Source organism: Pseudomonas sp. 300 (genome assembly GCF_055803035.1).
The window spans coordinates 561,533-587,322 of record NZ_JAVLRV010000003.1; the positions used below are offsets into that span (position 1 = coordinate 561,533).

Here is a 25,790-nt window from a genome sequence, read left to right on the forward strand (position 1 = left end):
TCGGCCGGATGATCGAAAAACGCAGCGCTAAACGGGGCCTGCAGCGCTTCGGTTACGACGCCGAGAGTCGATTGATTGAAGTGCGCAACCAGAGTGGCAGCGGCGAAACTGTGGTCAACATGACTTACGATCCGCTCGGTCGACGCATCGAGAAAACCGAACACGACAAGAACGGCTACCCTCTGGGTCAGACTCGCTTCACCTGGGACGGCTTGCGTCTGCTGCAAGAACATAAAGGTCAGAGCAGCCTCTACCTCTACGCCGATGACGGCTATCAACCACTGGCCCGGGTCGATGGCACGGGCGCGCAACAAAAAGTCCGCTACTACCACAACGACCTCAACGGCCTCCCCGAACTACTCTCGGAAACCGACGGCCACACCGTCTGGCAGGCCACTTATCGGGTCTGGGGCAATACCGTTAAAGAGGTCCGCGAACCGTACTACATCGAAGAGCAGAACCTGAGATTTCAGGGCCAATACCTGGATCGGGAGATTGGGCTGCACTACAACACGTTCCGGTTTTATGATCCGGATGTGGGGCGGTTTACTACGCCGGATCCGATTGGGTTGGCGGGAGGACTGAATTTTTACAGTTATGCCCCAAACCCCCTGACCTGGATAGATCCGCTTGGGCTATACAATGGTGAAGGATCTCGCGACCTAGGGAAATATCATGTGTTCCATGAGCACTCACTGAACGCGTCCGAATACAAAATGACTGACGCAGAGCACTTTAGCCGCGCAAATGAATCTGTTTACAAACGAATGCAAACAGATCCGGACTTTAAACGTCAAATGCAAACTAAATACCCTGGCACTGTAGAGCATGTGCAACCACGATCGAATGGGACGTTCAGAGGAACCTCCCCAGCCAATATGACTTGGCATCATGGAAACAAACCAGGCTCATTACAGCTAGCCGACTTCAATGATCATAAAACGTATCATAAAATCTACCACCCTGATGGTAAAGGCGGTCGAAATAAATGGGGCGGCGGTACGAAATGTCGAAAATAAGGAGTACTTATGATAACCATTAATGGCTTTGACGAACTTCTGCAAAAATGTAATGACCTACCCAATGTCGGCTGGTTATATGTGGATACTGATTTTGATTTGGAGTCAACAAACGACATCCTAAATAAAAAATATTACCTTGCAGAAAATGACGACGAAGAAATGGAGTTCGATGACAAATACGGAACATTTCTTGAGTCTCCAATACTCAAAGCGATCATTGAAAATAAAACAGAACATCATCCGAACGCCAGCAAAGAAGAACTACTGAAAGCAGTTACTTATTATTTGGAAAACGATGACTTTCTAGACTAGATTAGAAAAGGAGTCGGAAGGGCTAAACAACTTCCGGCTTTACTTTTTAGCGAAAACCATAACATGCATGTTTGGATAAAAAACGGGAATAAGTTTTTCTACCGAGAGACCTGGCTGCACTCAACACGCTCCGGCTTCATGATCCGGATATGGAGCTCCCAACTCCACCGAGTGGATTGACCCTGCTAAAAGAAGGTGAGGTGGCCGGTTACGGTGCCAAAGCCCACAAGAATGCGACCGCCTGCACCGCGAAGTGCTGCGCACCCAAGGCCAGATCAGCACCCGCAGCGAGTACGACCGCAGCGGCCGTTTACGCTCACGCCAACGCCGACACAGCAGCCAGCCATCGCTGATGCCGGCCGCCGTGCAGAAACATTTTGAGTACGACCCCGCCGACAACCTGATCGGCAAACTCGACCAGCAACCCGCCGGGCAACACCGCCAACGGCTGCACTACGACGCCACCGGCCGCATCATCGCCAGCCAGGACAGCCTGCACGGCCAGCGCGAAACCTTCGCCTACGACGCCGCCGCCAACCTGCTGGATGGCCCGCAACCCGGCGCCGGGCTGGTGGTGCACAACAAACTGCTGACCTTCCAGGACAAGCGTTACCGCTACGACGCCTTCGGCCGGATGATCGAAAAACGCAGCGCTAAACGGGGCCTGCAGCGCTTCGGTTACGACGCCGAAAGCCGGTTAGTTGAAGTGCGCAATGAAAACGGCAGCGTGCTCAGGATGACCTACGACCCGCTGGGCCGACGCATCGAAAAAACCGAGCACGACCCCAACGGCTACCCGCTCGGTGAAACCCGCTTCACCTGGGACGGCCTGCGTCTGTTGCAGGAAAATCGCCATCAACAGACCAGCCTTTACCTCTATGAAGACGAAGGGTACGAACCCTTGGCCCGCATCGACGGCACCGGCCCGCTGCAAAAAATCCGCTATTACCACAACGACCTCAACGGCCTGCCGGAACAGCTCACCGAGGCGGACGGCCACAACGTCTGGCACGCAACTTATCGGGTGTGGGGCAACACGTTAGAAGAGGTGCGCGAGCCGTACTACATTGAGGAGCAGAATTTGCGGTTCCAGGGGCAGTACCTGGACCGGGAGACGGGGCTGCATTTCAATACGTTCAGGTTTTATGATCCGGATGTGGGGCGGTTTACGACGCCGGATCCGATTGGGTTGGCGGGGGGATTCAACCTCTATCAATACGCACCGAATCCGATTGGGTGGGTGGATCCGTGGGGGTGGGAAGTTTGTCGACTCAGCACCTCACAGAAGAGAGCCATGGGGCCTGCACCTAAGGGTATGGTAAAACCGCATTACCATCATATCGTCCGCGAAAAAGCTCCAAAAAGCTGGAAAGCTCAAAATCAAAAGTACATTACCGACTCGCAAAAGATTCTGGCCAAACACAAGATTGGTCTAAACAACGATCCGCGCAACTTTACTTGGGCCCAAAATGGGGGAGGCAATCACTCGATAGCCAGCGCCAAAAAAGTCTATGAAGTACTACAGAAAGCGGACGTCGGCGGGCTGGCCAGTGTCCAGAATGCATTACAGAAAATGGGTGCACAAATGACAAAAGGTGTTTTTTAAATGAACAACCCAGAAGAAATTTATGAAAAGAACATCACGACTTTATTAGCCATTCACGCAGACATTGCGTCGGGAAATGCAGCCTCTCTAAAAAAGCACCTAGAGAGAAATTCTGTTCTATTGCATCTGCCCATGTATGGCCTTGATGGGCATGAGACCCTGCTGCACGTGGCTGCTGAACAGGGTCAAACCGAAATTTGCCGCTTGTTGGTGTCGTTAGGTATTGCGCTGGACCAGCCTGCCGTCAGTTCCGGCAATAGCACGCCACTTGCCGCAGCCGCTGGCAATGGACATCTACAAACATGCCAATGGTTTCTTGAGACCGGTGCTTTGGTGGATGGGTGGCCTAACAGCATAACCACCCCGCTGATTGACGCGATTACCTTTGGGCATCTGGACGTCGTCAATCTTCTTATAGAACACCATGCCAACATCAATCGACTGCACACCAGACTGAATACTGCGCCATTGGACATCGCCAATACCTGGGGATTTACCGAGATTGCGTCCACATTAAGAAAATTGGGCGCGGTCAGTATCATGGACATTATGGAAGGCCGACCTGAGGAGTTTGGCGGTTCTATAGTCACTTTCGTGCACAACACCGCTGGCTGGGTTTTACCCGCCCAATTGAGCCCCTTCACCAATGAAAAGGGTCTGGAGCTGCGTGTTAGCTGCATCGATGGCAAAAACAAGTTCAAATTGCTCTTCACCATCGGACTTTTTGCCAAAAGTCCTCATACCGAATTATTCATATGCTTGCCTGGCGACTGGCCTTTGACACAGCAAGGTTTCCCCCCCCACAGTCCTTGGGTTTTCCCGGTCGAGTTGCTGTCCCTGCTCGCTCGCCACACGTTCGATAATGGCCCCTTGTCGGAAGGTTTCTTGATTCGTCGTTCCGATGCCGTGTATGCAGATCTGGCTTGGCCAGCCGGAGTGGATGCTTTCGTGGCCGTGGATAAAGCTTGGGATACGAAGACTGAAAAAGAGACGATCCCCGACGATGAAAAGGTGATGCTCTATGTTTTGGCACCTGTCAAATTCACAAAAAAGGGCGAGCCTGACGCAGTAGCATTGCGAGCTCTGACACAACGCAAACGTACGGCCAGTTGGGCGAGTGTGGTCACTCCGGCTCCGGATCCAGAGATGACGCAATAGAAAAGTGGAGCGAACACGGACAACCACGAAGCAACTTGTCGGCTACGTTCCCGCACGGTGGGTCGGTCGCTCAATATGAAAAACACTTCAAGGTTAAGTACGAGAGCACTGAGTCAGTCCTTGCGGCCTCCAAAAAAGGTTGGCTGGCTAACAAAACTCCTAAACCCAAACCTGGGCGCTGCTCGTGACGGGAGATTAACGATGCTTGAAAACACATTCTCAAATGACGAAGCGGCCATTACGCCAGCGGATCTGGATCATCTGGAATCCGCCATTGGTAAGAAGCTACCGACGCCCTTTAGAATCCATTGCCTCAAGTACAACGGAGGTGTACCGGAGCGGACCTAGTGGGTCAGCGAAGATTTTGACGAGCCACTGGAAGTGGCGGCGTTCAAGCCGATTACCGGTGGCGACTCCACACTGCTGTCCACCTACCAGTTGATGCTAAAAAAACAGGTGCTTCCTGCGCACCTCCTGCCTTTCGCGAACGACTGGGGTGGCAACTTCTTCTGCCTGAATCTTGATACGGGGGCCGTTAGTTATTTCACGACTGATAGCTTTGATAGCGACCTAAGCCCGAAAGAAAATCAGACTGAATCCGAAAAACTGGTTTGCTCGAATTTCCTCCGGTTTGTTCAAGGGCTGATCGATGAGGAAGATTTGGATGAAGAGTGAATGAGCCAAGTCTGATCCAGACCCAACTGCCCGACGGCCGCTGGATCAATCGCCTGTATTACGGCAGCGGCCACCTGCACCAGATCAATCTCGACGGCCAAGTCATCAGCGACTTCGAACGCGACCGCCTGCACCGCGAAGTGCTGCGCACCCAAGGCCAGATCAGCACCCGCAGCGAGTACGACCGCAGCGGCCGTTTACGCTCACGCCAACGCCGACACAGCAGCCAGCCATCGCTGATGCCGGCCGCCGTGCAGAAACATTTCGAGTACGACCCCGCCGACAACCTGATCGGCAAACTCGACCAGCAACCCGCCGCGCAACACCGCCAACGGCTGCACTACGACGCCACCGGCCGCATCATCGCCAGCCAGGACAGCCTGCACGGCCAGCGCGAAACCTTCGCCTACGACGCCGCCGCCAACCTGCTGGATGGCCCGCAACCCGGCGCCGGGCTGGTGGTGCACAACAAACTGCTGACCTTCCAGGACAAGCGTTACCGCTACGACGCCTTCGGCCGGATGATCGAAAAACGCAGCGCTAAACGGGGCCTGCAGCGCTTCGGTTACGACGCCGAAAGCCGGATAGTTGAAGTGCGCAATGAAAACGGCAGCGTGCTCAGGATGACCAAGTACCTGTTGGACGATCCTTGGGGCGGAGAAAAAGACAAGATACTGCTAGAGGGACTTCGTTAGACATTCATCTCTGCGTCCCACAAAAAATGGGCACCCGATTCAATCGGCGTGCCCATTTTTCAATACGGTTCCCCCTGTCACTCAGGGAGTTCGCCGCAATTACGGATTAACGCTGTCTTTCAACGATTTGCCTGGCTTGAACGCCACGGTGTTGCTGGCCTTGATTTTCACTGGCTCACCGGTTTGCGGGTTTTTGCCGGTGCGGGCGCCGCGGTGGCGTTGCAGGAAAGTGCCGAAGCCGACCAGCGTCACGCTGTCCTTGCGGTGCAGGGCGCCGGTGATTTCTTCGAGAACGGCGTTAAGAACGCGGTTGGCCTGCTCTTTGGTGAGATCTGCTTTTTCCGCGATGGCGGCGGCGAGTTCTGGTTTACGCATTAGTGAAGCCCCTTTGACGGTTTTTTGTTGTTATGTCCGTGCTGTTCTCGTTGGAACAGCGCCCAAAGCGCCGCAGGTGCTCTACTCTGCGGCAGACGGGAGTGAGAATGGCACGCACGGAAGAGCCGCGCCAGTCTCGGCGCGACGTTTGTAGGGGCAAAAGCGGGGTGATTCCGACAGAACGACCGGTATTTACGCCAGCAGCGGTGGAAGTTCTTTGTTCAATGCGAGTTTTTCCATCACCGCCGCGCCTGTCAGGGCATAACCGAGCAGTTTTCCGGCGGCATCGCGGCATAAAACCTTGATGTCAGCGCCCTGCCCTTCGACAGTCCATACGCCTTCCAAACCCCGTGGCGGCGGCGAAACCACCAAGGGGCAAACCGGTGTCTTGACGGTGATCGGCATTGCGCCATAGCTCACGGCCGTCGGGTTTCCGGCAAGGGTTTGTGCCAGCGCTCTCGCACAGCTCATGAGGGGCATCACGTACAGCAGATTCAGCCCGTCGACTTCGGCGCAGTCGCCCAGCGCGTAGATATTGGCGTGAGAGGTTTTCAGGTGACGGTCGACCACCACGCCGCGATTGACCTGCACACCGGCCGCCGCCGCCAGGTCAATGCGCGGACGCAGGCCGATGGCCGAGACCACCACGTCGCACGGGATGACCTGACCGTCCGACAGATGCGCTTCCAATCCATCTTCAACACGCTGCAAACGGTTGAGCACCGGCCCGAGGTGGAAACGTGCTCCGAGACTTTCCAGCCCGGCCTGGACCGCAGCGGCCGCCGCCGGGTGCAGCAGGGTCGGCATGACCTGTTCGCACGGCGCAACCAGTTGCACCTCGTAACCGCCGAGGATCAGGTCGTTGGCGAACTCACAGCCGATCAGCCCGGCACCGAGCAACAACACCCGATGTTTGCCGGCCGCTGCCGCCCGAAAGCGCGCGTAGTCTTCGAGGTCGTTGATCGGGAACACTGCATCCGCGGCATCACCTTCGATGGGCACGCGCACGGTTTCAGCGCCCCAGGCCAGGATCAGGTCGCGGTAGATCACCGATTCTTCACCGATCCACAGGCGTTTGTGGCCAGGGTCGATGCCGCTGATGCGCGTGTGGGTGCGCACTTCGGCCTTCAGTTGTTCGGCCATCGCCCCCGGTTCGGCCATGCTCAAGCCGTCGGCATCCTTGTTCTTGCCGAATCCGGTGGAGAGCATCGGCTTGGAGTAGGAACGTCCGTCATCGGCAGTAATCAGCAGCAGCGGGGTTTCGCTATCGAGCTTGCGAAACTCCCGGGCCAGGTTGTAGCCAGCGAGCCCGGTGCCGACGATCACGACAGGTGCGTTCATTCCTTTCTCCTCTAAATGTCTTAGTTGATTTCGATCATTTCGAAATCCATCTTGCCAACGCCGCAGTCCGGGCACAGCCAGTCTTCCGGCACGTCTTGCCACAGGGTGCCCGGCGCAATGCCGTCATCCGGCCAGCCGTCGGCTTCGTTATAGATCAGGCCGCAGACCACACATTGCCACTTTTTCATTCAGGTACTTCCTCAGGATTCAGGCTTATTGCCGGCGCGAACGGTCGATGGTTGCAGCGCTGCCGTCCGGCTCAGGGCGTTTTGTACTGATCGGGCCCGGCAGATGCAAGCCTGTTCGGCGCAATGGGGTGCCGGATCAATCAAAATCGCCGACCGACATGGTAAGCTCGCCGCCTCATTTGCTGCCAATACTGGCTCACTGTGCCGCACTCAAAACCTCCATTCTGGCTTCCCCAAAGCCAACTCGCGCCGCTCCCCGACGCTTCTACCCTCGACTGGCTGTTCGACGAAGGTTCGCTGACCCGACGGCTGATCCGCCTGTCGAATGAGGGTTTCAGCGTCACGCCATTGTTCGAAGGCTGGCAACCGCTGCGCGCCGACGAATGTGCCGCGCTGGATCTGGCCGAAGGCAGCGAAGGCTGGGTGCGCGAGGTGTATTTGCGCGGGCACGGCGAAGCCTGGGTGTTTGCCCGCAGTGTGGCGGCACGTAGCGCGTTGCAGGGCGATGGTCTGCACATGGACGAGTTGGGCAGCCGTTCGCTGGGCGAGCTGCTGTTCTGCGATCAAGCGTTCCAGCGGCGCGCCATCGAGGTTTGCCACTATCCTCAGGAATGGCTGCCGCTGGAGTGTCGGACAGCTGATTTGTGGGGCCGGCGCTCTCGTTTCGACCGTGGCGCCTTGAGCGTACTGGTAGCCGAAATCTTCCTGCCGACCTTGTGGCTCGCCACCCGCGCCCATCCGGAGAACTGCTGATGTACCAGAGCCTGCTCAAGTCCCTGAACCGCTTGAACCCACGGGCCTGGGACTTCATTCAACTGACGCGCATGGACAAGCCGATCGGCATTTACCTGCTGCTGTGGCCGACGCTGTGGGCGCTGTGGATTGCCGGCAAAGGTTCGCCGTCGTTGGCCAACATCGTCATTTTCGTGCTCGGTGTGGTGCTGACCCGCGCTGGCGGCTGCGTGATCAACGACTGGGCGGATCGCAAGGTTGATGGCCACGTGAAACGCACTGAACAGCGGCCATTGGTGAGCGGCAAGATCAGCTCCAGGGAAGCGTTGGTGTTTTTTGCGTTGTTGATGGGCGTGAGTTTCCTGCTGGTGTTGTGCACCAACGCGGCGACGGTCTGGCTTTCGTTTGGCGGCTTGGCGCTGGCCTTCAGTTACCCGTTCATGAAGCGCTACACCTATTACCCGCAAGTGGTGCTGGGCGCGGCGTTTTCCTGGGGGATGCCGATGGCGTTCACCGCTGAAACCGGTGAGTTGCCGGCAGCGGCGTGGCTGCTGTGGATCGCCAATCTACTGTGGACGGTGGGTTACGACACGTACTACGCGATGACGGATCGCGACGACGACTTGAAGATCGGCGTGAAATCCACGGCGATTCTGTTTGGCGAGGCCGATCGGGTGATCATCCTGACGCTGCAAGGGCTGGCGTTGGGTTGCTTGTTGCTGGCCGGGTCGAAATTCGAGCTCGGCGGCTGGTTCCACATGGGATTGCTGGCGGCGGCGGGCTGTTTTGCGTGGGAGTTCTGGTACACCCGTGGCAAGGACCGGATGCGGTGTTTCAAGGCGTTTTTGCACAACCATTGGGCCGGGTTGGCAATTTTTGTCGGGATTGTGCTGGATTACGCAACTCGCTGAGCAGCAAGTCGCTGCCGAACGCAATGCTTCGGCAGCGGTTACGGGCTTTGAGTCAGCTACTTTTGCGACTCGTGTACAACGTGCCAGACGTCCTTCATCTTGTCGCCCACCATGTCGCCGGGTTTTTTGTCCTTCACGAACGTGTAAAGAGGTTTACCGTCGTAAGCGTATTGACTCGTGCCGTCATCGCGCTTGATGACGCTCCACTTGCCGGCGGCGGTGGCACCCGCCGGAGCCATCATGGGTGGCCAGTTTTTGGCGCAATCGTCATTACACATCGACTTGCCGCCGCTGTCCTTGTCAAACGTGTACAAGGTCATGCCCTTGTGGTCGACCATCATCCCATCCTTCATCATCGCCGGGTCGGCGGCGAAGGCCATGGTCGGCAGCGTTAGCGCTGCAGTCATTAACAATGACTTCCAGGATTGAGCAATGTGATTCATGGAAACCTTCCTTTTGTGGTTGTCAGGATTCGGACTTAGAGCTTAGTTCAGGATCACGACAATCGCCGGGCGACTAGAATACTGTCACACGACTGCAATAATTCCGTTATCTAATGCGGCGCAAGACAGTTAAATGACAAGAGGATTAATGGCATGGTTGGCAGGAGCATTCTGATCGTCGACGACGAAGCGCCCATTCGCGAAATGATCGCCGTTGCGTTGGAAATGGCCGGCTATGACTGCCTGGAGGCCGAGAACTCGCAGCAGGCCCACGCCATCATTGTCGACCGCAAACCGGACCTGATCCTGCTCGACTGGATGCTGCCCGGCACCTCCGGCATCGAGTTGGCCCGCCGTCTCAAGCGCGATGAGCTGACCGGGGACATCCCGATCATCATGCTCACCGCCAAGGGCGAAGAGGACAACAAGATCCAGGGCCTGGAAGTCGGCGCCGACGACTACATCACCAAACCGTTTTCCCCACGCGAGCTGGTCGCGCGTCTGAAAGCCGTGCTGCGCCGTGCCGGCCCGACCGATGGCGAGGCACCCATCGAAGTCGGCGGCCTGCTGCTGGACCCGATCAGCCATCGCGTGACCATCGACGGCAAGCCTGCCGAGATGGGTCCGACCGAATACCGCTTGCTGCAGTTTTTCATGACCCACCAGGAGCGCGCCTACACCCGTGGTCAGTTACTGGATCAGGTCTGGGGCGGCAACGTGTATGTCGAAGAACGCACCGTCGATGTGCACATCCGTCGTCTGCGCAAAGCCCTCGGCGATGCTTACGAAAATCTGGTACAAACCGTGCGCGGCACCGGCTACCGCTTTTCTACCAAAGCCTGATCCGGACCTTTCCCGCCCGACAAGCTGACAAGGACGCGCGTTCAAGTGAACCAAAACTGGCATGGCACCCTGATTCGCCACATGCTGCTGCTGGTCACCGCCTGCCTGGTGATCGGTCTGATCACCGGCTATTACGGCTGGAGTCTCGCCGCAGGCCTGGGCCTTTACCTGGCCTGGACCCTCAAGCAATTGCTGCGTCTGCACGAGTGGCTGCGCCTGCACAAACCCGATGAAGCGCCACCCGATGGCTATGGCCTGTGGGGCGAAGTGTTCGACAGCATCTATCACTTGCAACGCCGCGACCAACGGGTGCGCGGACGCCTGCAAGCGGTGATCGACCGGGTCCAGGAGTCCACCGCCGCGCTGAAAGACGCGGTGATCATGCTCGACACCGACGGCAACCTCGAATGGTGGAACCGCGCGGCGGAAACCCTGCTCGGTCTCAAGACTCCGCAGGACAGCGGCCAACCGGTGACCAACCTGGTGCGCCATCCGCGCTTCAAGGAATACTTCGAGCAGGACAGCTACGCCGAGCCGCTGGAAATCCCCTCGCCGATCAATGATCGCCTGCGCATTCAGCTGTACATCACCCGTTACGGCAACAACGAACACCTGATGCTGGTGCGCGACGTGACGCGCATCCATCAGCTGGAACAGATGCGCAAGGACTTCATCGCCAACGTCTCCCACGAATTGCGCACACCGCTGACGGTGATCTGCGGCTATCTGGAAACCCTGCTCGACAACGTCGAGGACGTGAATCCGCGCTGGAGCCGTGCCTTGCAGCAAATGCAGCAACAAGGCGGGCGCATGCAGACGTTGCTCAACGACTTGCTGCTGCTGGCCAAACTGGAAGCCACCGATTACCCGTCGGACAACCAGCCCGTGGCCATCGACGGTTTGCTGCAATCGATCAAGGGCGATGCGCAGCAACTGTCCGGGCAAAAGAATCAGCGCATCACCCTGGAAGCCGATCCGACGATTCTGCTCAAGGGCAGCGAAGCCGAATTGCGCAGCGCGTTTTCCAACCTGGTGTTCAACGCGGTGAAATACACCCCGGCCGAAGGCAATATCCGCATTCGCTGGTGGGGTGACGAGCAAGGCGCACACCTGAGCGTGCAGGACTCGGGCATCGGCATCGACAGCAAACACCTGCCGCGCCTGACCGAACGCTTCTACCGTGTCGACTCCAGTCGCAACTCCAACACCGGCGGCACAGGGCTCGGGTTGGCCATCGTCAAGCATGTGCTGCTGCGCCACCGCGCACGGATGGAAATCAGCAGCGTGCCGGGCCATGGCAGTACGTTTACCTGCCATTTCGCGCCGGCCCAGGTCACCAAATCCCGGGTCATCAGCACAGCCGATTGATACCGACGAGCACTCGCCACTAGGCAAATCGACAAGTCAGCCGCTACATTGGCTGACTTGGGCCTGCCTTTCAGGCACCGCATTTACCCCTTTTTCGAATTCACGGAACCCGCAAAACTCCATCATGGACCCTTCCCCTGGCTTGACCCTCGCGACACTCTTCGCCGACTTCGGCATGATTCTTTTTGCTCTGATCCTGGTTTTGCTCAACGGCTTTTTCGTTGCGGCGGAATTTGCCATGGTCAAACTGCGCTCGACCCGGGTCGAGGCCATCGCTGAGAAAAACGGCTGGCGCGGGCATATCCTGCGCACCGTTCACAGTCAGCTCGATGCCTACCTGTCGGCGTGCCAATTGGGTATCACCCTCGCCTCCCTTGGTCTTGGCTGGGTTGGTGAACCGGCGTTCGCGCACATTCTCGAACCGCTGCTGGAAGCCGTCGGCGTGCAGTCGCCTGAAGTGGTCAAAGGCGTATCGTTCTTCGCCGCGTTCTTTGTGATCTCGTACCTGCACATTGTGGTCGGCGAACTGGCCCCGAAATCCTGGGCCATCCGCAAACCCGAGCTGCTGTCGCTGTGGACCGCCGTGCCGCTGTACCTGTTCTACTGGGCGATGTACCCGGCGATTTACCTGCTCAACGCCAGCGCCAACACGATTCTGCGGATCGCTGGCCAGGGTGAACCCGGCCCCCACCACGAGCACCATTACAGCCGTGAAGAACTGAAACTGATTTTGCACTCCAGCCGTGGCCAGGACCCAAGCGACCAAGGCATGCGCGTACTCGCCTCCGCCGTGGAAATGGGCGAGCTGGAAGTGGTCGACTGGGCCAACTCCCGCGAAGACTTGGTGACGCTGGAGTTCAACGCGCCGCTCAAGGAAATCCTGGCGATGTTCCGTCGCCACAAGTTCAGCCGTTATCCGGTGTACGACAGCGATCGCCAGGAGTTCGTCGGCCTGCTGCATATCAAGGACCTGTTGCTGGAACTGGCAGCGCTGGACCACATTCCCGAGTCGTTCAACCTGGCAGAGCTGACCCGTCCGCTGGAGCGCGTGTCGCGCCATATGCCGCTGTCGCAGTTGCTGGAGCAGTTCCGCAAGGGCGGTTCGCACTTCGCACTGGTCGAAGAGGCCGACGGCAACATCATCGGCTACCTGACCATGGAAGACGTGCTGGAAGTGTTGGTCGGCGACATTCAGGACGAACACCGCAAGGCTGAACGCGGGATCCTCGCGTACCAACCGGGCAAGCTGCTGGTTCGCGGCGATACACCACTGTTCAAGGTCGAACGCCTGCTGGGCATCGATCTGGATCACATCGAAGCCGAAACCCTCGCCGGGCTGGTTTATGAATCCCTGAAACGGGTGCCGGAAGAGGAAGAAGTGCTGGAAGTCGAAGGTTTGCGGATCATCATCAAGAAAATGAAAGGGCCGAAGATCATTCTGGCCAAGGTGTTGATGCTGGATTAAACAGGCAGACCCGGAACCCTGTCGATCCCATCGCGGGCAAGCACGCTCCCACAAGGACTAGCGCAGGACCTGTGGGAGCGGGCTTGCCCGCGATGGCATCAGGTCAGGCAGCCCATTATTGCCTGCCCAACGCAAAGTTGGGCAACGGCCCTACCGGTTGATTGAACTGATACGGAATCGACACCAGCCCCAATCCTGTATTGCGCTGCACCACGAAATGCAGGTGCGGCCCGCTGCTGTTGCCGGTATTGCCCGACAAGGCCAGTGGACTCCCCACCGACACCCGTTGCCCTTCGCGAACGCTCACTGACCCTTGCTTGAGGTGCAGGTAAACGCCCATCGTCCCGTCATCGTGCAGCACGCGCACGAAATTGCCTGATGGATCGTTGCCGCGTCCGGTCTGGGCATTCTCGGTTTTCACCACCACCCCGCCTCGCGCCGCGACGATCGGCGTGCCTACGGGCATGGCGATGTCCATGGCGTAGCGATTCCTTGGGCCAAAGTGGCTGTATTGGCCATTGGCACCCTGACTGAGCCGAAACGGTCCGCCACGCCAGGGGAACGGGTATCGATAGGCCATGGCAGCCCCTGAGGGGTCTCCCAGGGAGTATTCGAATTTGGGGGTATACGCCAGCGGCATCTCCGCTTTCGTGGCCGTGAGCAGCGCCAGACGAATGCTGCTGCGCGCCGGCATGACCCGGCGAATCGGCCGGCTCGGCGCACCGCTGACGTTCTGCAGCCCGGCGAAACTCAACTCGATCTCTACCGGCGCATACAGGTCATTGCGCACGTACACGCTGTCCACGCCCTTCTTCTTCGTGATGACGAGGTACACCTGACGCTCAAGGTGCTCGACCATGCGATCACGAAACGTGAACACCTGGGAGCCCTTCGTGGGGCGGTCGCTGTAGGAGACCACGCCATTGGCATCGGTGGATTTGTAGATGGTCATCGCCATGGCCGCGGTGGACGCCATGAACAGACCACAGAAAAACAGCAGGCGCGCGAGCATGGGCAGGATTCTGTCGAGTAAGGCCTGGGAAAGAGCCTAGCAGCTGCAATGGACCCGGGTAGTCGGCAGATGTTTCAAAATGGGCAGTTGCGCAGATGTGCGGTGTATGTGATGGCCCCATCGCTAGCAGGCTGGCTCCCACAGGGGAATGCATTCCAATGTGGGAGCCAGCCTGTTAGCGATGGCGGATTGTCAGGCGACGAAGATCACGCGCCCGGAACGAAATGCTTCTGCGCCGTACCACGTGCTATCAAACGGGAGATGTAATCGAGCTTTTGCGCGTCCTGATCGACAAAGCGGAACGTCAGTTGCAGCCAATCGCTGTCGGGCTTCTGCTCGTGGGCGACGATGGCGTGCAGGTAACCGTTCAGGCGGGCGACTTCAGCGTTGTCACCCTGTTCCATGTCGAGCACGGCGCTGTCGAGCACTTGCGGCAGCGCATCGGTGCGTTTCACGACCAGCAGCGCTTCCTTGAGGCTCAAGGCCTTGATCACGCATGGCTGAATGCCGTTCGGCAGGCGCAGTTGGCCTTGCCCACGACCGCCGGAGGCTGCAGCGGCGGCAACCGGAGCCTTGACGGGCGGATTGTTGAGCAGGCCTCGCGATGGCGCAGCAACCGGGGCGGGTGCCGCCGCGACCACTTCCGCCTTGCCGCCGGTCAATGCGCTCAACGAATCATTGCCGAATGCCGAGTTCATTTTGGTCGGTGCGCTGTTCATCAACGTGTCGAGCTTGCCCACCTTGTTCAGCGCCTGTTTGACCTTGGTCAGCAGTTGCTCGTTGGTGAACGGCTTGCTGACGTAGCCGGATACACCGGCCTGGATCGCCTGGACGACGTTCTCTTTGTCGCCACGGCTGGTCACCATGACAAAGGGCATGGTCTTGAGATTGTCCTGCTCGCGGCACCAGGTCAGCAGTTCCAGACCGGACATTTCCGGCATTTCCCAGTCGCACAGGACCAGATCGAACGCTTCCCGAGCGAGAATGGCCTGAGCCTTCTTACCGTTGACCGCGTCTTCAATGCGGATCCCGGGGAAGTAGTTGCGCAGGCACTTCTTCACCAGGTCACGAATGAACGACGCATCGTCCACGACCAACACACTGACCTTACTCATCCATCACCCCTTTAAAAAATCCCGGCAAGCATACCGCTTTGCTGATGGCACATTGCCAAAAACCTTCAGTCACGCCGGGACTTTTCGTTCGCGGGTGCTGCATTCAAATTCGTAACCCGCAAACAAAAACGCCCGGCCTAAAGGCCGGGCGCTTTACTTGGGCAATATTACTTATCGTCAACTTTGCCCGGAACATTAGCGGTTTCACCACTTGTGCCTTCAACTTCTTCCTTCATGCGCTTGAGGCCCAGGTGCCGCACGTCGGTGCCGCGCACCAGGTAAATCACCAGCTCGGAAATGTTGCGCGCGTGGTCGCCGATCCGTTCCAGCGAACGCAACACCCAGATAATGCTCAAGACCCGCGAGATAGAGCGCGGGTCTTCCATCATGTAGGTGGCGAGTTCACGCAGGGCGGTCTTGTATTCGCGGTCGATGATCTTGTCGTACTGCGCCACCGACAACGCCAGGTCCGCGTCGAAACGGGCAAACGCATCCAGTGCGTCACGCACCATGTTGCGCACCTGATCACCGATGTGGCGAACTTCGACGTAACCGCGCGGCGCTTCGCCTTCCTCGCACAATTGGATGGCGCGGCGGGCAATCTTGGTCGCTTCGTCGCCGATGCGCTCCAGATCGATCACCGACTTGGAAATGCTGATGATCAGACGCAGGTCGGACGCCGCCGGCTGACGACGGGCCAGGATGCGCAGGCATTCTTCGTCGATGTTGCGTTCCATCTGGTTGATCTGGTCGTCGATCTCGCGCACCTGCTGGGCCAGGCCGGAGTCGGCCTCGATCAGCGCGGTCACCGCGTCGTTGACCTGCTTTTCCACCAGCCCGCCCATGGCCAGGAGGTGGCTGCGCACTTCCTCCAGCTCGGCGTTGAACTGCGCGGAAATGTGGTGAGTAAGGCCTTCTTTACTAATCATGTTGGCGTCCTTGGAGCGTCCGGTAAAGTGCGGTGGACCGCAGCGTCAGTTCAGTGAGCAACAACAGCTTCCTAGCCGTAGCGACCCGTGATGTAGTCTTCGGTCTGCTTCTTCGCCGGATTGGTGAACAGGGTATCGGTATCACCGAACTCCACCAGTTTGCCCATGTACATGAACGCCGTGTAGTCGGAAACCCGCGCGGCCTGTTGCATGTTGTGGGTCACGATGACGATGGTGAATTTCGATTTCAGTTCGTAGATCAGCTCTTCGACTTTCAGCGTGGAGATCGGGTCAAGTGCCGAGCACGGTTCGTCGAGCAGCAGCACTTCCGGTTCCACGGCGATGGTGCGCGCGATGACCAGACGTTGTTGCTGACCACCGGACAGGCCGAGTGCCGACTCGTGCAGACGGTCTTTGACTTCGTCCCACAGCGCCGCGCCTTTCAACGCCCACTCGACCGCTTCGTCGAGGATGCGCTTTTTGTTGATGCCCTGGATGCGCAGGCCGTAAACCACGTTTTCGTAGATGGTTTTCGGGAACGGGTTCGGCTTCTGGAACACCATGCCGACGCGACGACGCAGCTCGGCCACGTCTTCGCCCTTGCGGTAGATGTTGTTGCCGTAGAGGTTGATTTCGCCTTCTACGCGGCAGCCATCCACCAGATCGTTCATGCGGTTGAAGGTGCGCAGCAGCGTGGACTTACCGCAGCCGGACGGGCCGATGAAGGCGGTCACGCGCTGTTTCGGGATGTTCATGCTGACGTCGAACAGCGCTTGTTTGTCGCCGTAGAACAGGCTCAGGCCCGGTACTTCAATGGCTACGGTTTCCTGCGCCAGGCTCAGGCTCTGTTTGTCGCGGCCCAGGGCAGACATGTTGATGCCGTGGGTATGTGCTTCGTGCTGCATGGGAGGCTCCCTGTGCTGACAAATTCGGTTCGGTTTTTGTGGGAGCCAGCCTGCTGGCGAAGGCATCACCGCGGTTTCAGAGTTAAACCGCGGTGCCTGAATCGCCAGCAGGCTGGCTCCCACATAGAAATCAATGCTGCAAATCAGCTATCCAGTGCTTTGTATTTCTCGCGCAGATGGTTCCGGATATAAACGGCCGACAGGTTCAATGTCGCGATCACCAGTACCAGCAGCAGCGCGGTGGCGTACACCAACGGTCGTGCGGCTTCGACGTTCGGGCTCTGGAAGCCGACGTCATAAATATGGAAGCCCAGGTGCATGATCTTCTGGTCAAGGTGAAGGTACGGGTAGTTGCCATCCAGCGGCAGCGACGGTGCCAGTTTCACCACACCTACCAGCATCAGCGGCGCCACTTCACCGGCGGCGCGAGCCACGGCGAGGATCATGCCGGTCATCATCGCCGGGCTGGCCATCGGCAGCACGATCTTCCACAAGGTTTCCGCCTTGGTTGCGCCGAGGGCCAACGAGCCTTCACGCACGGTACGAGGAATCCGCGCCAGGCCTTCTTCGGTGGCCACGATCACCACCGGCACCGCCAGCAGCGCCAAGGTCAACGAAGCCCAGAGCAGGCCCGGCGTACCGAAAGTCGGAGCCGGCAGCGCTTCAGGGAAGAACAACCGGTCGACCGAGCCGCCCAGCACGTAAACGAAGAAGCCCAGACCGAACACGCCGTAAACGATGGCCGGAACGCCCGCCAGGTTGTTCACGGCGATGCGGATAATCCGCGTCAGTGCGTTCTGCTTGGCGTATTCGCGCAGGTACACCGCTGCCAGCACACCAAACGGCGTCACGATCATCGCCATGATCAGGGTCATCATCACGGTGCCGAAAATCGCCGGGAAGATCCCGCCTTCGGTGTTCGCTTCACGCGGGTCGTCGCTGAGGAATTCCCAGACCTTGCTGAAGTAGAAACCGATCTTGGTCATCGTGCCCATGGCGTTCGGCTGATAGGCGTGAACCACTTTGCCGATGCCGATTTCAATCTCTTTGCCGTTGGCGTCGCGGGCCGTCAGGCTGTCGCGGTTGAACTGGGCGTGCAGGTCGTTCAGGCGCGCTTCAATGTCCTGATAACGTGCGTTCAGCTCGGCGCGCTCAGACTCCATGTCCGCTTGCGCAGTCGCATCGAGCTTGCCCGCCAGTTCCAGTTTGCGACCGTGCAGACGGATGCGTTCGAGGCCTGCGTTGATCGCACCGATGTCGACTTTTTCCAGACTCTTGAGCTGGGCCGCGAGCTTGTTCACGCGATCCACTCGCGCCTGCAACTCAGGCCACGCCGCTTCGCCTTCGGCGATGATCTTGCCGTCCTGTTTGACGTTGACCAGGTAGCCGTAGAAATTGCCCCACTCGCGACGCTCGATGGCCATCAGCTCAGGCGGGGTTTTCTGATTGGTCAGCCACTCGCCGACGATCCAGGTGAAGTCGTTGCCGTTCAAGTCACGGTTGCCGACCTTGATCAGCTCGCGAGTCATGAACTCCGGGCCCTGATCGGGAACCGGCAGGCCAGCGCTTTTCAGGCGCTCGCGCGGCACTTCTTCCTTCTGCACCACTTCACCGATGACCAGGTGATTGGCCTGGCCCGGCACGTCGTAGCTGGCGTGGATCAGGTCCGCCGGCCAGAAGTGACCCAGTCCGCGCACGGCAATCACCGCAAGCAGGCCAATGGTCATGATGACCGCGATGGACACCGCGCCACCGCTGATCCAGACGCCGGGGGCGCCGCTCTTGAACCATCCATTCAGGGAGTTCTGTTTCACAGACTTCTACCTTTCTTAAAGCGACGAGTATTTCTTGCGCAGACGCTGACGAATCAGTTCTGCGAGGGTGTTCATGACGAAGGTGAACAACAGCAACACCAGCGCCGAGAGGAACAGCACGCGGTAGTGGCTGCCGCCGACTTCCGATTCGGGCATTTCCACCGCGACGTTGGCGGCCAGCGTTCGCAGACCTTCGAACAGGTTCATTTCCATGACCGGGGTGTTGCCGGTGGCCATCAGCACGATCATGGTTTCACCGACCGCGCGGCCCATGCCGATCATCAACGCCGAGAAGATGCCCGGGCTGGCGGTGAGGATCACCACGCGAGTCATGGTCTGCCACGGCGTGGCACCGAGTGCCAGGGAACCGAGGGTCAGACCGCGAGGCACACTGAACACGGCGTCTTCGGCGATGGAGTAGATGTTCGGGATAACTGCGAAGCCCATGGCCAGACCGACCACCAGTGCGTTGCGCTGGTCGTAAGTGATGCCCAGGTCGTGGGAGATCCACATGCGCATGTCGCCGCCGAAGAACCAGGTTTCCATGTACGGGCTCATGTACAGCGAGAGCCAGCCCACGAACAGGATCACCGGAATCAGAATCGCGCTTTCCCAGCCATCCGGTACTCTCAGGCGGATAGATTCAGGCAGGCGACTGAAGACGAAACCGGCCACCAGGATGCCAATCGGCAGCAGCATCAGCAGGCTGAAAATGCCCGGCAAATGCCCTTCTACATACGGAGCGAGGAACAGACCGGCGAAGAAACCGAGGATCACCGTCGGCATCGCTTCCATCAGCTCGATCACCGGCTTGACCTTGCGGCGCATGCCCGGGGCCATGAAGTACGCGGTGTAGATCGCTGCAGCAACGGCCAGTGGAGCGGCCAGCAGCATGGCGTAGAACGCGGCTTTCAGGGTGCCGAAGGTCAGCGGAGACAAGCTCAGCTTCGGTTCGAAATCGGTGTTGGCGGCGGTCGATTGCCAGACATATTTAGGCTCGTCGTAGTTCTCGTACCAGACCTTGCTCCACAGCGCGCTCCAGGACACTTCCGGGTGCGGGTTGTCGAGCAGCAGCGGTTGAATCTTGCCGCCTTGCTCCACGATGATGCGGTTGGCCCGTGGCGAGAGACCGAAGATGCCCTGGCCTTCTACGACCTGATCCACCAGCAAGGTGCGGTGCGCGGTGCTGTGGAACACGCCGAGCTTGCCGGAGGCATCGAGGGCGATGAAGCCTTTGCGACGTTCTTCGGCAGTGATTTCAACGATCGGCGTGGTGCCCATCTGGAAGGTGCGGATCTGCTTCAGGCGCTGCTCACCATCCGGGTCGCGGGCCATGAACCATTGGGCCAAGCCACCCTTGGAGTCGCCAAGAATCAGCGAGATACCGCCCACCAGCTGGGTACTGGCAGTAATCTCGGCATCGCCGTTTTCGAGCAGTTTGTAGCGACCGTTCAAGCTCTTGTCGCGCAGGCTGAACACGTCAGCTTGCGCACGACCATTGATCACGTACAGCCATTGCTGACGTGGGTCGACGAAGATGTTCTTCACCGGCTCGGTCATCTGCGGCAGATCGATGCGCTTCTGCTCGTTGGTGATTTCGCCGGTCATCATGTTCTCTTCGCTGGTGAGCGACAGCACATTGAGTTGCGAACCGGTGGAACCGACCAGCATCAGGGTCGAATCAGTGGCGTTGAGGCTGACATGCTCCAGCGCACCGCCCGCCTCGTTCAGCGCGATCGGGGTTTCGCCGTACGGGTACTCGACGGCTGGCGAGATGGTTTTCTTGCCGTCCGGGTAGCTGACTTTATAGGTGTGACGGAATACCAAAGCCTGGCCGTTGGACAGGCCCACAGCCACCAATGGATGGCCCGGCTGGTCTTCGCCGATGGACGTCACGGTAGTGCCGGCCGGGATCGGCAGATCGACGCGCTTGAGTTCGGCGCCACTGTCGATGTCGAAGAACAGCGCCTGCCCTTTGTCGGAAACCCGCATGGCGACCTGGTTCTGCTCTTCCAGGGAGATCATCAACGGCTTGCCGGCGTCCTGCATCCAGGCGGGCGTGATGGCGTCCTTGGCCGTCAGGTTCGCACCCTGGAACAAGGGGAAGACGACGTAGGCGAGGAAGAAGAAGATCAGCGTGATCGCGCCGAGAACGGCGAGGCCGCCAACGAGGACGTACCAGCGGGTCAGGCGGTCTTTGAGCGCGCGGATGCGGCGCTTGCGTTGCAGCTCAGGCGTATTGAAATCAATTCGCTTGGGGGGATTTGTAGTCATGGTGGAATTGGCCAGATCATTCATGCGCTCACCCTAGCGATCCTGTATGACAGAAAGATGACAATGCAGTGACGCAGCAAATCCGCCGCCAGCGGGAACTGGCAGTGGATCAAAAATTTGGGGGGTGTAGGAGCCGGCTTGCTGGCGATGGCTTCACCGCAGTGAACCTGTCAGACCGAGTCGACAGGATCGCCAGTAAGTCGGCTCCTACTGATCCGGGGCTAGCCCCGGATCAGGGTTTTACTTTTTTGCGACTTCAGCGCCGCCTTCTTGCAGACCCAGGTCAGCCAGTGCTTTGGCAGCAACCTTGGCTGGCAACGGGATGTAGCCGTCTTTCACTACAACTTCCTGACCCTGTTTGGACAGAATCAGCTTCACGAACTCGGCTTCCAGCGGGGCCAGAGGCTTGTTCGGGGCTTTGTTGACGTAAACGTAGAGGAAACGCGACAGCGGATACTTGCCGTTCAGGGCGTTTTCTTCGGTGTCTTCGATGAATTCAGTGCTGCCTTTCTTGGCCAGAGCCACCGTTTTCACGCTAGCGGTCTTGTAGCCGATGCCCGAGTAACCTACGCCGTTCAGCGAGGAGCTGATCGACTGCACGACCGAAGCCGAACCTGGTTGTTCGTTGACGTTTGGCTTGTAGTCACCTTTGCACAGGGCTTCTTCTTTGAAGTAGCCGTAGGTGCCGGATACCGAGTTACGACCGAACAGCTGAACCGGCTTGTTGGCCAGATCGCCGGTCACACCCAGGTCACCCCAGGTTTTCACGTCGGTTTTAGCGCCGCACAGACGAGTCGAGGAGAAAATCGCGTCGACTTGCTCCATGGTCATGTGCTGGATCGGGTTGTCCTTGTGTACGAACACAGCCAAGGCATCCACGGCAACCGGGATAGCCGTTGGCTTGTAGCCGTATTTGGTTTCGAAGGCTTGCAGCTCGTTGTCCTTCATCTTGCGGCTCATCGGGCCCAGGTTAGCGGTGCCTTCAGTCAGCGCAGGTGGCGCGGTAGAAGAACCGGCAGCCTGAATCTGGATGTTTACGTTCGGGTATTCTTTTTTGTAGTTCTCAGCCCACAGGGTCATGAGGTTGGCCAGGGTATCGGAGCCGACGCTGGACAGGTTGCCCGACACACCAGTGGTCTTGGTGTAGCTCGGGATAGCAGGGTCAACAGCGGCAACCGCGTTGGCAGTCGCAACGCCAGCAGCGACAAAAGTCATTGCCGCCATCAAACGCTTCAGTTTCATGCCTTACTCCTAGCAGATAGGGTGTGTTAAGTCGGGGCCAAGTATCAGCAGGCCGTGTGAACACTCTATGGCTGAAATATGACAATTGGATGAAAGGCCAGTATTCGAGTTTTTACCGGATAATTCATGTACCCCAAATCGCCAGCAGGCTGGCTCCCACATTGGAATGCATTTCAATGTGGGAGCCAGCCTGCTGGCGATTGGGGCCGGTACAGCTACAGAGAGTCTCGGGGATCAGCGCCCCTTCTTCCAAAGGTACGCACCCACCAGAATCCCGACACCACAGATGATCGCCACGTAATACGCCGGCCCCATCGGGCTTTCTTTGAGCAGCAGCGTCACCACCATCGGCGTCAGGCCACCAAAAATCGCATAGGCCAGGTTGTAGGAGAACGACAGCCCGCTAAAGCGCACCACCGCCGGGAAGGCCTTGACCATCACGTAGGGCACCGCACCAATAGTGCCGACCAGCAGACCGGTCAGGGCGTACATCGGGAACAGCCAGTCCGGGTGGTTGAACAGGCTGTGATAGAAGGTCCACGAGCTGAGCAGCAACGCCGCACTGCCGAACACAAACACCCGGCCCGCGCCAAAGCGGTCAGCCAACGCACCGGAAGCAACGCAGCCCAGACTCAGGAATACGATCGCCAGGCTATTGGCCTGCAACGCGGTGGTGGGAGTGAAGTGGTAGACCGTCTGCAGCACGGTCGGGGTCATCAGAATGACCACGATGATGCCGGCGGACAGCAACCAGGTCAGCAGCATGGAAATCAGGATCGCCCCGCGATGGTCGCGCAGTACGGCACGCAGCGGCACTTCTTCGGCCAGCGCCTTGCGCAGTTGCAGCTCGGCGAACACCGGCGTCTCGTGCAACCAGCGGCGCAGGTAAACCGAGAACAGGCCAAATACACCACCGAGCAGGAACGGGATCCGCCAGGCGTAATCCGCCACTTCCACCGGGGTGTAAATGCTGTTGATCGCCGTGGCAACCAGCGACCCCAGGAGGATGCCGGCCGTCAGACCGCTGGTCAGCGTGCCGCAGGCGTAGCCGATGTGCCGCTGCGGCACGTGTTCGGAAACGAAGACCCATGCGCCCGGCACTTCACCGCCAATCGCCGCGCCCTGGATCACCCGCATCAGCAGCAACAGGATGGGCGCCCACATGCCGATCTGCGCGTACGTCGGCAGCAGACCCATGATCAGGGTCGGAACCGCCATCATGAAAATACTCAGGGTGAACATCTTCTTGCGACCCAGCAGGTCGCCGAAGTGCGCCATTACAATGCCGCCCAGCGGTCGCGCCAGGTAGCCGGCGGCGAAGATGCCGAAGGTCTGCATCAGGCGCAGCCACTCGGGCATGTCGGCCGGGAAGAACAGCTTGCCGACCACCGTGGCGAAGAACACGAAAATGATGAAGTCGTAGAACTCCAGCGCGCCGCCAAGGGCGGACAGCGATAAAGTCTTGTAGTCATTGCGGGTCAACGGACGTGCGGATTGCGTTGGCTGCGCAGTGCTCGAGGGCGCTGTGGTCATGGCAAGGCTTCTCTTATAGTCGGATCTGCAACCCCAACAACGCTGGCGGAGGCTTGGGCAGGTCCGGCACGATAGCAAATTGTTCGAAAAAGCACATAGAGGTGCGTATTTGACGGTCAAAATGAGAACCGGACGGTCGTCTCGGAGTCTACCGACCGATATACTCGCGATCTGCAGCAGTTTGAAAGGGTTGCTGTGCGAAGACGCTGCTGGCGCGGCCAGTCGATTTCGCAGAGTTCCCCTTTAGGCGCCTTACGAAAAACGTGACGAACGTAGTATGTTCGGGGCTGAATCGTTTTTCCTTGAGACGGCTATTCACCTTGAAGTACCAATGAAGAGTCACGGGTCAGAGGCACCCCCGGCATGATAGAGCTCGAACAAGAAGATCCAATCCCGCAAGGCGACCTGGCCCTGCAAATCACCGCGCTTCCGCGTGAAACCAACGGTTTCGGCGATATTTTCGGCGGCTGGCTGGTGGCGCAGATGGATTTGGCCGGCACCGCAATGGCCAGCAAAGTCGCTGGCGGCCGGGTGGCTACCGTGGCGATTGATCGCATGGCATTCCTGGTTCCGGTGGCGGTGGGCGCTCAGCTCTCCTTCTATACCCAGGCGCTGGAAATCGGCCGCAGCTCGATCCAGATGATGGTCGAGGTCTGGAGCGACGATCCGCTGTCCAGTGAGTGGCGTAAAGTGACTGAAGCCGTGTTTGTGTTCGTGGCCATCGACGGCAGCGGTCGCACCCGCTCGGTTCCGCCACGCGCGCGTTAAACGCGGCGACCGTTCTGCGGTCCATTGCAGTCATTGTTCCTGACCGAGAGTTGCCCCATGAACACGCCCAACGTTGAAGCCGTGAAGCTGGATGAACTGAACTGCTGGCGCATCCGCCACGGTCAGGCCGAATTGCTGGTTGCCCAGCAAGGTGCGCACATCCTCAGTTATCAATTGGCCGGCCAACCGCCGCTGATCTGGCTCAACGACGAGGCCGTGTTCAAGACCGGCAAGAGCATCCGCGCCGGCGTGCCGGTGTGCTGGCCGTGGTTCGGCAACCTTTCGCGCAACCCGCCGAGCGTTCAGACGATGCGCGTCAGCAACGAACCGCCGACCGCTCACGGTTTTGTGCGGGCAATGGACTGGGAACTGGGCGGCATCGAAACCGAAGGTGAAAGCCTGAAGGTGGAATTCGTCCTGCCCTACCCCGAAGGCGGCTTCCCCGACTGGCCGCATCAGGTGGATTTGAAGTTGAGCATTCGTCTGGATGAGCAACTGCACATCAGCCTGACCAGCCACAACCAAGGCACCGATACCGTCACCATCAGCCAGGCGCTGCACAGCTATTTCGCGGTCAGCGATGTGCGCAATGTGCACGTTGAAGGGCTGGATGGCTTGAATTACATCGAGACGCTGGATGACTGGAAAACTGTGCCCCAGGCCGGTGACCTGCGTTTTAACGGCGAGACCGATCGCATCTACCTGAACACCCCGGCGAAGCTGAGCATTGTCGATCCGGCGTGGGAACGGCGCATCGAGCTGACCAGCCGCGGTTCGCGTTCGGCAGTGATCTGGAACCCGTGGATCGATCGCGCGGCGGCGTTCAGCGATATGGCAGACGATGGCTGGCAGCGCATGCTGTGCATCGAGACGGCGAATGTGATGGATGATGTGATCACGCTGAAACCGGGTGCCACCCACACCCTCGGTGTGAGCATCGCCAGCACACTTCTCTAATCAACACCGCAATACGAACTGTGGGAGCCAGCCTGCTGGCGATGGTGTCATGTCAGTCAACTTGAAAGTGCCTGACGGACCGCTATCGCCAGCAGGCTGGCTCCCAC

Annotated in this window: 23 protein-coding genes and 2 pseudogenes; 13 read left to right on the forward strand and 12 right to left on the reverse strand. The window is 58.7% G+C overall.

Annotated elements, in window-relative coordinates; translation table 11 throughout:
• The 6 genes and pseudogenes from Q7W83_RS27980 to Q7W83_RS28005 form a co-directional block, all read left to right on the forward strand.
• Positions 1-1,019 (forward strand): RHS repeat-associated core domain-containing protein (locus Q7W83_RS27980; protein ID WP_473658209.1); only part of this gene is annotated, 1,019 nt, incomplete at its 5' end.
• A gap of 9 nt (positions 1,020-1,028) precedes the next feature.
• Positions 1,029-1,334 (forward strand): DUF7716 domain-containing protein, encoded by a 306-nt coding sequence (locus Q7W83_RS27985; RefSeq protein ID WP_150653899.1) that lies wholly within the window; start codon positions 1,029-1,031, stop codon positions 1,332-1,334.
• A 229-nt stretch (positions 1,335-1,563) separates the two neighbouring features.
• Positions 1,564-2,940: pseudogene (locus Q7W83_RS27990) on the forward strand (RHS repeat domain-containing protein); the annotation flags it as partial.
• The gene (locus Q7W83_RS27995; RefSeq protein ID WP_150634804.1) at positions 2,941-4,098 is read left to right on the forward strand and encodes an ankyrin repeat domain-containing protein; all 1,158 of its coding nucleotides are present in this window, start codon (positions 2,941-2,943) and stop codon (positions 4,096-4,098) included. It abuts the pseudogene before it with no gap.
• 381 nt (positions 4,099-4,479) lie between these two features.
• The gene (locus Q7W83_RS28000; protein ID WP_224787828.1) at positions 4,480-4,773 is read left to right on the forward strand and encodes an SMI1/KNR4 family protein; all 294 of its coding nucleotides are present in this window, start codon (positions 4,480-4,482) and stop codon (positions 4,771-4,773) included.
• A gap of 8 nt (positions 4,774-4,781) precedes the next feature.
• Positions 4,782-5,444: pseudogene (locus tag Q7W83_RS28005) on the forward strand (RHS repeat domain-containing protein); the annotation flags it as partial.
• 123 nt (positions 5,445-5,567) lie between these two features.
• On the opposite strand, the gene Q7W83_RS28010 reads toward Q7W83_RS28005, so the two are convergent.
• From Q7W83_RS28010 to Q7W83_RS28020, 3 genes are all read right to left on the reverse strand, one after another.
• The gene (locus Q7W83_RS28010; RefSeq protein ID WP_003213368.1) at positions 5,568-5,843 is read right to left on the reverse strand and encodes an HU family DNA-binding protein; all 276 of its coding nucleotides are present in this window, start codon (positions 5,841-5,843) and stop codon (positions 5,568-5,570) included.
• Positions 5,844-6,035: 192 nt separating this feature from the next.
• Positions 6,036-7,184, reverse strand: coding sequence for an NAD(P)/FAD-dependent oxidoreductase (locus Q7W83_RS28015; protein ID WP_150634572.1), 1,149 nt, complete (start codon positions 7,182-7,184; stop codon positions 6,036-6,038).
• Positions 7,185-7,204: 20 nt separating this feature from the next.
• Positions 7,205-7,372, reverse strand: coding sequence for a rubredoxin (locus Q7W83_RS28020; RefSeq protein ID WP_007954349.1), 168 nt, complete (start codon positions 7,370-7,372; stop codon positions 7,205-7,207).
• A 201-nt stretch (positions 7,373-7,573) separates the two neighbouring features.
• Between Q7W83_RS28020 and Q7W83_RS28025 the strand changes: the two genes are divergently transcribed.
• Both Q7W83_RS28025 and ubiA read left to right on the forward strand, forming a co-directional pair.
• Positions 7,574-8,125: a chorismate--pyruvate lyase family protein gene (locus Q7W83_RS28025; RefSeq protein ID WP_150634571.1), complete on the forward strand. Its 552-nt coding sequence runs from the start codon at positions 7,574-7,576 to the stop codon at positions 8,123-8,125.
• A complete protein-coding gene (gene ubiA / locus Q7W83_RS28030; protein ID WP_473658220.1) occupies positions 8,125-9,015 on the forward strand; it encodes a 4-hydroxybenzoate octaprenyltransferase in 891 nt (296 codons plus the stop codon). Before Q7W83_RS28025 ends, ubiA begins: the two co-directional genes overlap by 1 nt.
• Before the next feature lie 56 nt (positions 9,016-9,071).
• Here the strand turns inward: ubiA and Q7W83_RS28035 are convergent, their stop codons facing one another.
• Positions 9,072-9,458 (reverse strand): COG4315 family predicted lipoprotein, encoded by a 387-nt coding sequence (locus tag Q7W83_RS28035; RefSeq protein ID WP_150638196.1) that lies wholly within the window; start codon positions 9,456-9,458, stop codon positions 9,072-9,074.
• A gap of 153 nt (positions 9,459-9,611) precedes the next feature.
• Between Q7W83_RS28035 and phoB the strand changes: the two genes are divergently transcribed.
• From phoB to Q7W83_RS28050, 3 genes are all read left to right on the forward strand, one after another.
• Entirely contained in the window at positions 9,612-10,301 is a 690-nt protein-coding gene (gene phoB, locus Q7W83_RS28040; RefSeq protein ID WP_007896474.1) for a phosphate regulon transcriptional regulator PhoB, read from the forward strand.
• Between the two features lie 81 nt (positions 10,302-10,382).
• On the forward strand, positions 10,383-11,669 hold the full coding sequence (phoR, locus tag Q7W83_RS28045) for a phosphate regulon sensor histidine kinase PhoR (RefSeq protein ID WP_263596743.1): 1,287 nt from the start codon (positions 10,383-10,385) through the stop codon (positions 11,667-11,669).
• A 124-nt stretch (positions 11,670-11,793) separates the two neighbouring features.
• Positions 11,794-13,134 carry a hemolysin family protein gene (locus tag Q7W83_RS28050; protein WP_150638200.1) on the forward strand — a complete coding sequence of 447 codons (1,341 nt, stop codon included), beginning with the start codon at positions 11,794-11,796 and terminating at the stop codon, positions 13,132-13,134.
• Between the two features lie 115 nt (positions 13,135-13,249).
• On the opposite strand, the gene Q7W83_RS28055 is transcribed toward Q7W83_RS28050, so the two are convergent.
• The 8 genes from Q7W83_RS28055 to Q7W83_RS28090 form a co-directional block, all read right to left on the reverse strand.
• On the reverse strand, positions 13,250-14,146 hold the full coding sequence (locus tag Q7W83_RS28055; protein ID WP_473658223.1) for a peptidoglycan DD-metalloendopeptidase family protein: 897 nt from the start codon (positions 14,144-14,146) through the stop codon (positions 13,250-13,252).
• 206 nt (positions 14,147-14,352) lie between these two features.
• Positions 14,353-15,261, reverse strand: a complete 909-nt coding sequence (locus Q7W83_RS28060; RefSeq protein WP_150638204.1) for a response regulator — start codon at positions 15,259-15,261, stop codon at positions 14,353-14,355.
• A 167-nt stretch (positions 15,262-15,428) separates the two neighbouring features.
• On the reverse strand, positions 15,429-16,190 hold the full coding sequence (gene phoU, locus Q7W83_RS28065; protein ID WP_084317714.1) for a phosphate signaling complex protein PhoU: 762 nt from the start codon (positions 16,188-16,190) through the stop codon (positions 15,429-15,431).
• A gap of 71 nt (positions 16,191-16,261) precedes the next feature.
• The gene (gene pstB, locus Q7W83_RS28070) at positions 16,262-17,095 is read right to left on the reverse strand and encodes a phosphate ABC transporter ATP-binding protein PstB (RefSeq protein ID WP_017341556.1); all 834 of its coding nucleotides are present in this window, start codon (positions 17,093-17,095) and stop codon (positions 16,262-16,264) included.
• Positions 17,096-17,238: 143 nt separating this feature from the next.
• On the reverse strand, positions 17,239-18,909 hold the full coding sequence (pstA, locus tag Q7W83_RS28075; RefSeq protein ID WP_150638205.1) for a phosphate ABC transporter permease PstA: 1,671 nt from the start codon (positions 18,907-18,909) through the stop codon (positions 17,239-17,241).
• Between the two features lie 15 nt (positions 18,910-18,924).
• Entirely contained in the window at positions 18,925-20,958 is a 2,034-nt protein-coding gene (locus Q7W83_RS28080; protein WP_191630137.1) for an ABC transporter permease subunit, read from the reverse strand.
• A gap of 465 nt (positions 20,959-21,423) precedes the next feature.
• On the reverse strand, positions 21,424-22,425 hold the full coding sequence (locus Q7W83_RS28085) for a phosphate ABC transporter substrate-binding protein PstS family protein (RefSeq protein ID WP_150634563.1): 1,002 nt from the start codon (positions 22,423-22,425) through the stop codon (positions 21,424-21,426).
• Between the two features lie 234 nt (positions 22,426-22,659).
• Complete coding sequence (locus tag Q7W83_RS28090; protein WP_473658228.1) at positions 22,660-23,958, reverse strand: MFS transporter; 1,299 nt, start codon at positions 23,956-23,958, stop codon at positions 22,660-22,662.
• Between the two features lie 363 nt (positions 23,959-24,321).
• On the opposite strand from Q7W83_RS28090, the gene Q7W83_RS28095 reads away from it, so the two are divergent.
• Both Q7W83_RS28095 and Q7W83_RS28100 read left to right on the forward strand, forming a co-directional pair.
• Entirely contained in the window at positions 24,322-24,726 is a 405-nt protein-coding gene (locus tag Q7W83_RS28095; RefSeq protein WP_007896491.1) for an acyl-CoA thioesterase, read from the forward strand.
• Between the two features lie 57 nt (positions 24,727-24,783).
• Positions 24,784-25,683, forward strand: a complete 900-nt coding sequence (locus Q7W83_RS28100) for a D-hexose-6-phosphate mutarotase (protein WP_458376894.1) — start codon at positions 24,784-24,786, stop codon at positions 25,681-25,683.
• Positions 25,684-25,790 lie beyond the last annotated feature (107 nt).

Coding starts and splice junctions, on each gene's coding strand:
- pstB (WP_017341556.1), bottom strand. CDS start 17,095: ATGCAGCACGAAGCACATACCCACGGCATCAACATGTCTGCCCTGGGC.
- Q7W83_RS28060 (WP_150638204.1), bottom strand. CDS start 15,261: ATGAGTAAGGTCAGTGTGTTGGTCGTGGACGATGCGTCGTTCATTCGT.
- Q7W83_RS28055 (WP_473658223.1), bottom strand. CDS start 14,146: ATGCTCGCGCGCCTGCTGTTTTTCTGTGGTCTGTTCATGGCGTCCACC.
- Q7W83_RS28020 (WP_007954349.1), bottom strand. CDS start 7,372: ATGAAAAAGTGGCAATGTGTGGTCTGCGGCCTGATCTATAACGAAGCC.
- Q7W83_RS28095 (WP_007896491.1), top strand. CDS start 24,322: ATGATAGAGCTCGAACAAGAAGATCCAATCCCGCAAGGCGACCTGGCC.
- Q7W83_RS28035 (WP_150638196.1), bottom strand. CDS start 9,458: ATGAATCACATTGCTCAATCCTGGAAGTCATTGTTAATGACTGCAGCG.
- Q7W83_RS28090 (WP_473658228.1), bottom strand. CDS start 23,958: ATGACCACAGCGCCCTCGAGCACTGCGCAGCCAACGCAATCCGCACGT.
- Q7W83_RS27995 (WP_150634804.1), top strand. CDS start 2,941: ATGAACAACCCAGAAGAAATTTATGAAAAGAACATCACGACTTTATTA.
- Q7W83_RS28080 (WP_191630137.1), bottom strand. CDS start 20,958: ATGCAGGACGCCGGCAAGCCGTTGATGATCTCCCTGGAAGAGCAGAAC.
- Q7W83_RS27985 (WP_150653899.1), top strand. CDS start 1,029: ATGATAACCATTAATGGCTTTGACGAACTTCTGCAAAAATGTAATGAC.
- Q7W83_RS28050 (WP_150638200.1), top strand. CDS start 11,794: ATGGACCCTTCCCCTGGCTTGACCCTCGCGACACTCTTCGCCGACTTC.
- Q7W83_RS28100 (WP_458376894.1), top strand. CDS start 24,784: ATGAACACGCCCAACGTTGAAGCCGTGAAGCTGGATGAACTGAACTGC.
- Q7W83_RS28010 (WP_003213368.1), bottom strand. CDS start 5,843: ATGCGTAAACCAGAACTCGCCGCCGCCATCGCGGAAAAAGCAGATCTC.
- phoR (WP_263596743.1), top strand. CDS start 10,383: ATGCTGCTGCTGGTCACCGCCTGCCTGGTGATCGGTCTGATCACCGGC.
- phoB (WP_007896474.1), top strand. CDS start 9,612: ATGGTTGGCAGGAGCATTCTGATCGTCGACGACGAAGCGCCCATTCGC.
- Q7W83_RS28015 (WP_150634572.1), bottom strand. CDS start 7,184: ATGAACGCACCTGTCGTGATCGTCGGCACCGGGCTCGCTGGCTACAAC.
- Q7W83_RS28085 (WP_150634563.1), bottom strand. CDS start 22,425: ATGAAACTGAAGCGTTTGATGGCGGCAATGACTTTTGTCGCTGCTGGC.
- phoU (WP_084317714.1), bottom strand. CDS start 16,190: ATGATTAGTAAAGAAGGCCTTACTCACCACATTTCCGCGCAGTTCAAC.
- ubiA (WP_473658220.1), top strand. CDS start 8,125: ATGTACCAGAGCCTGCTCAAGTCCCTGAACCGCTTGAACCCACGGGCC.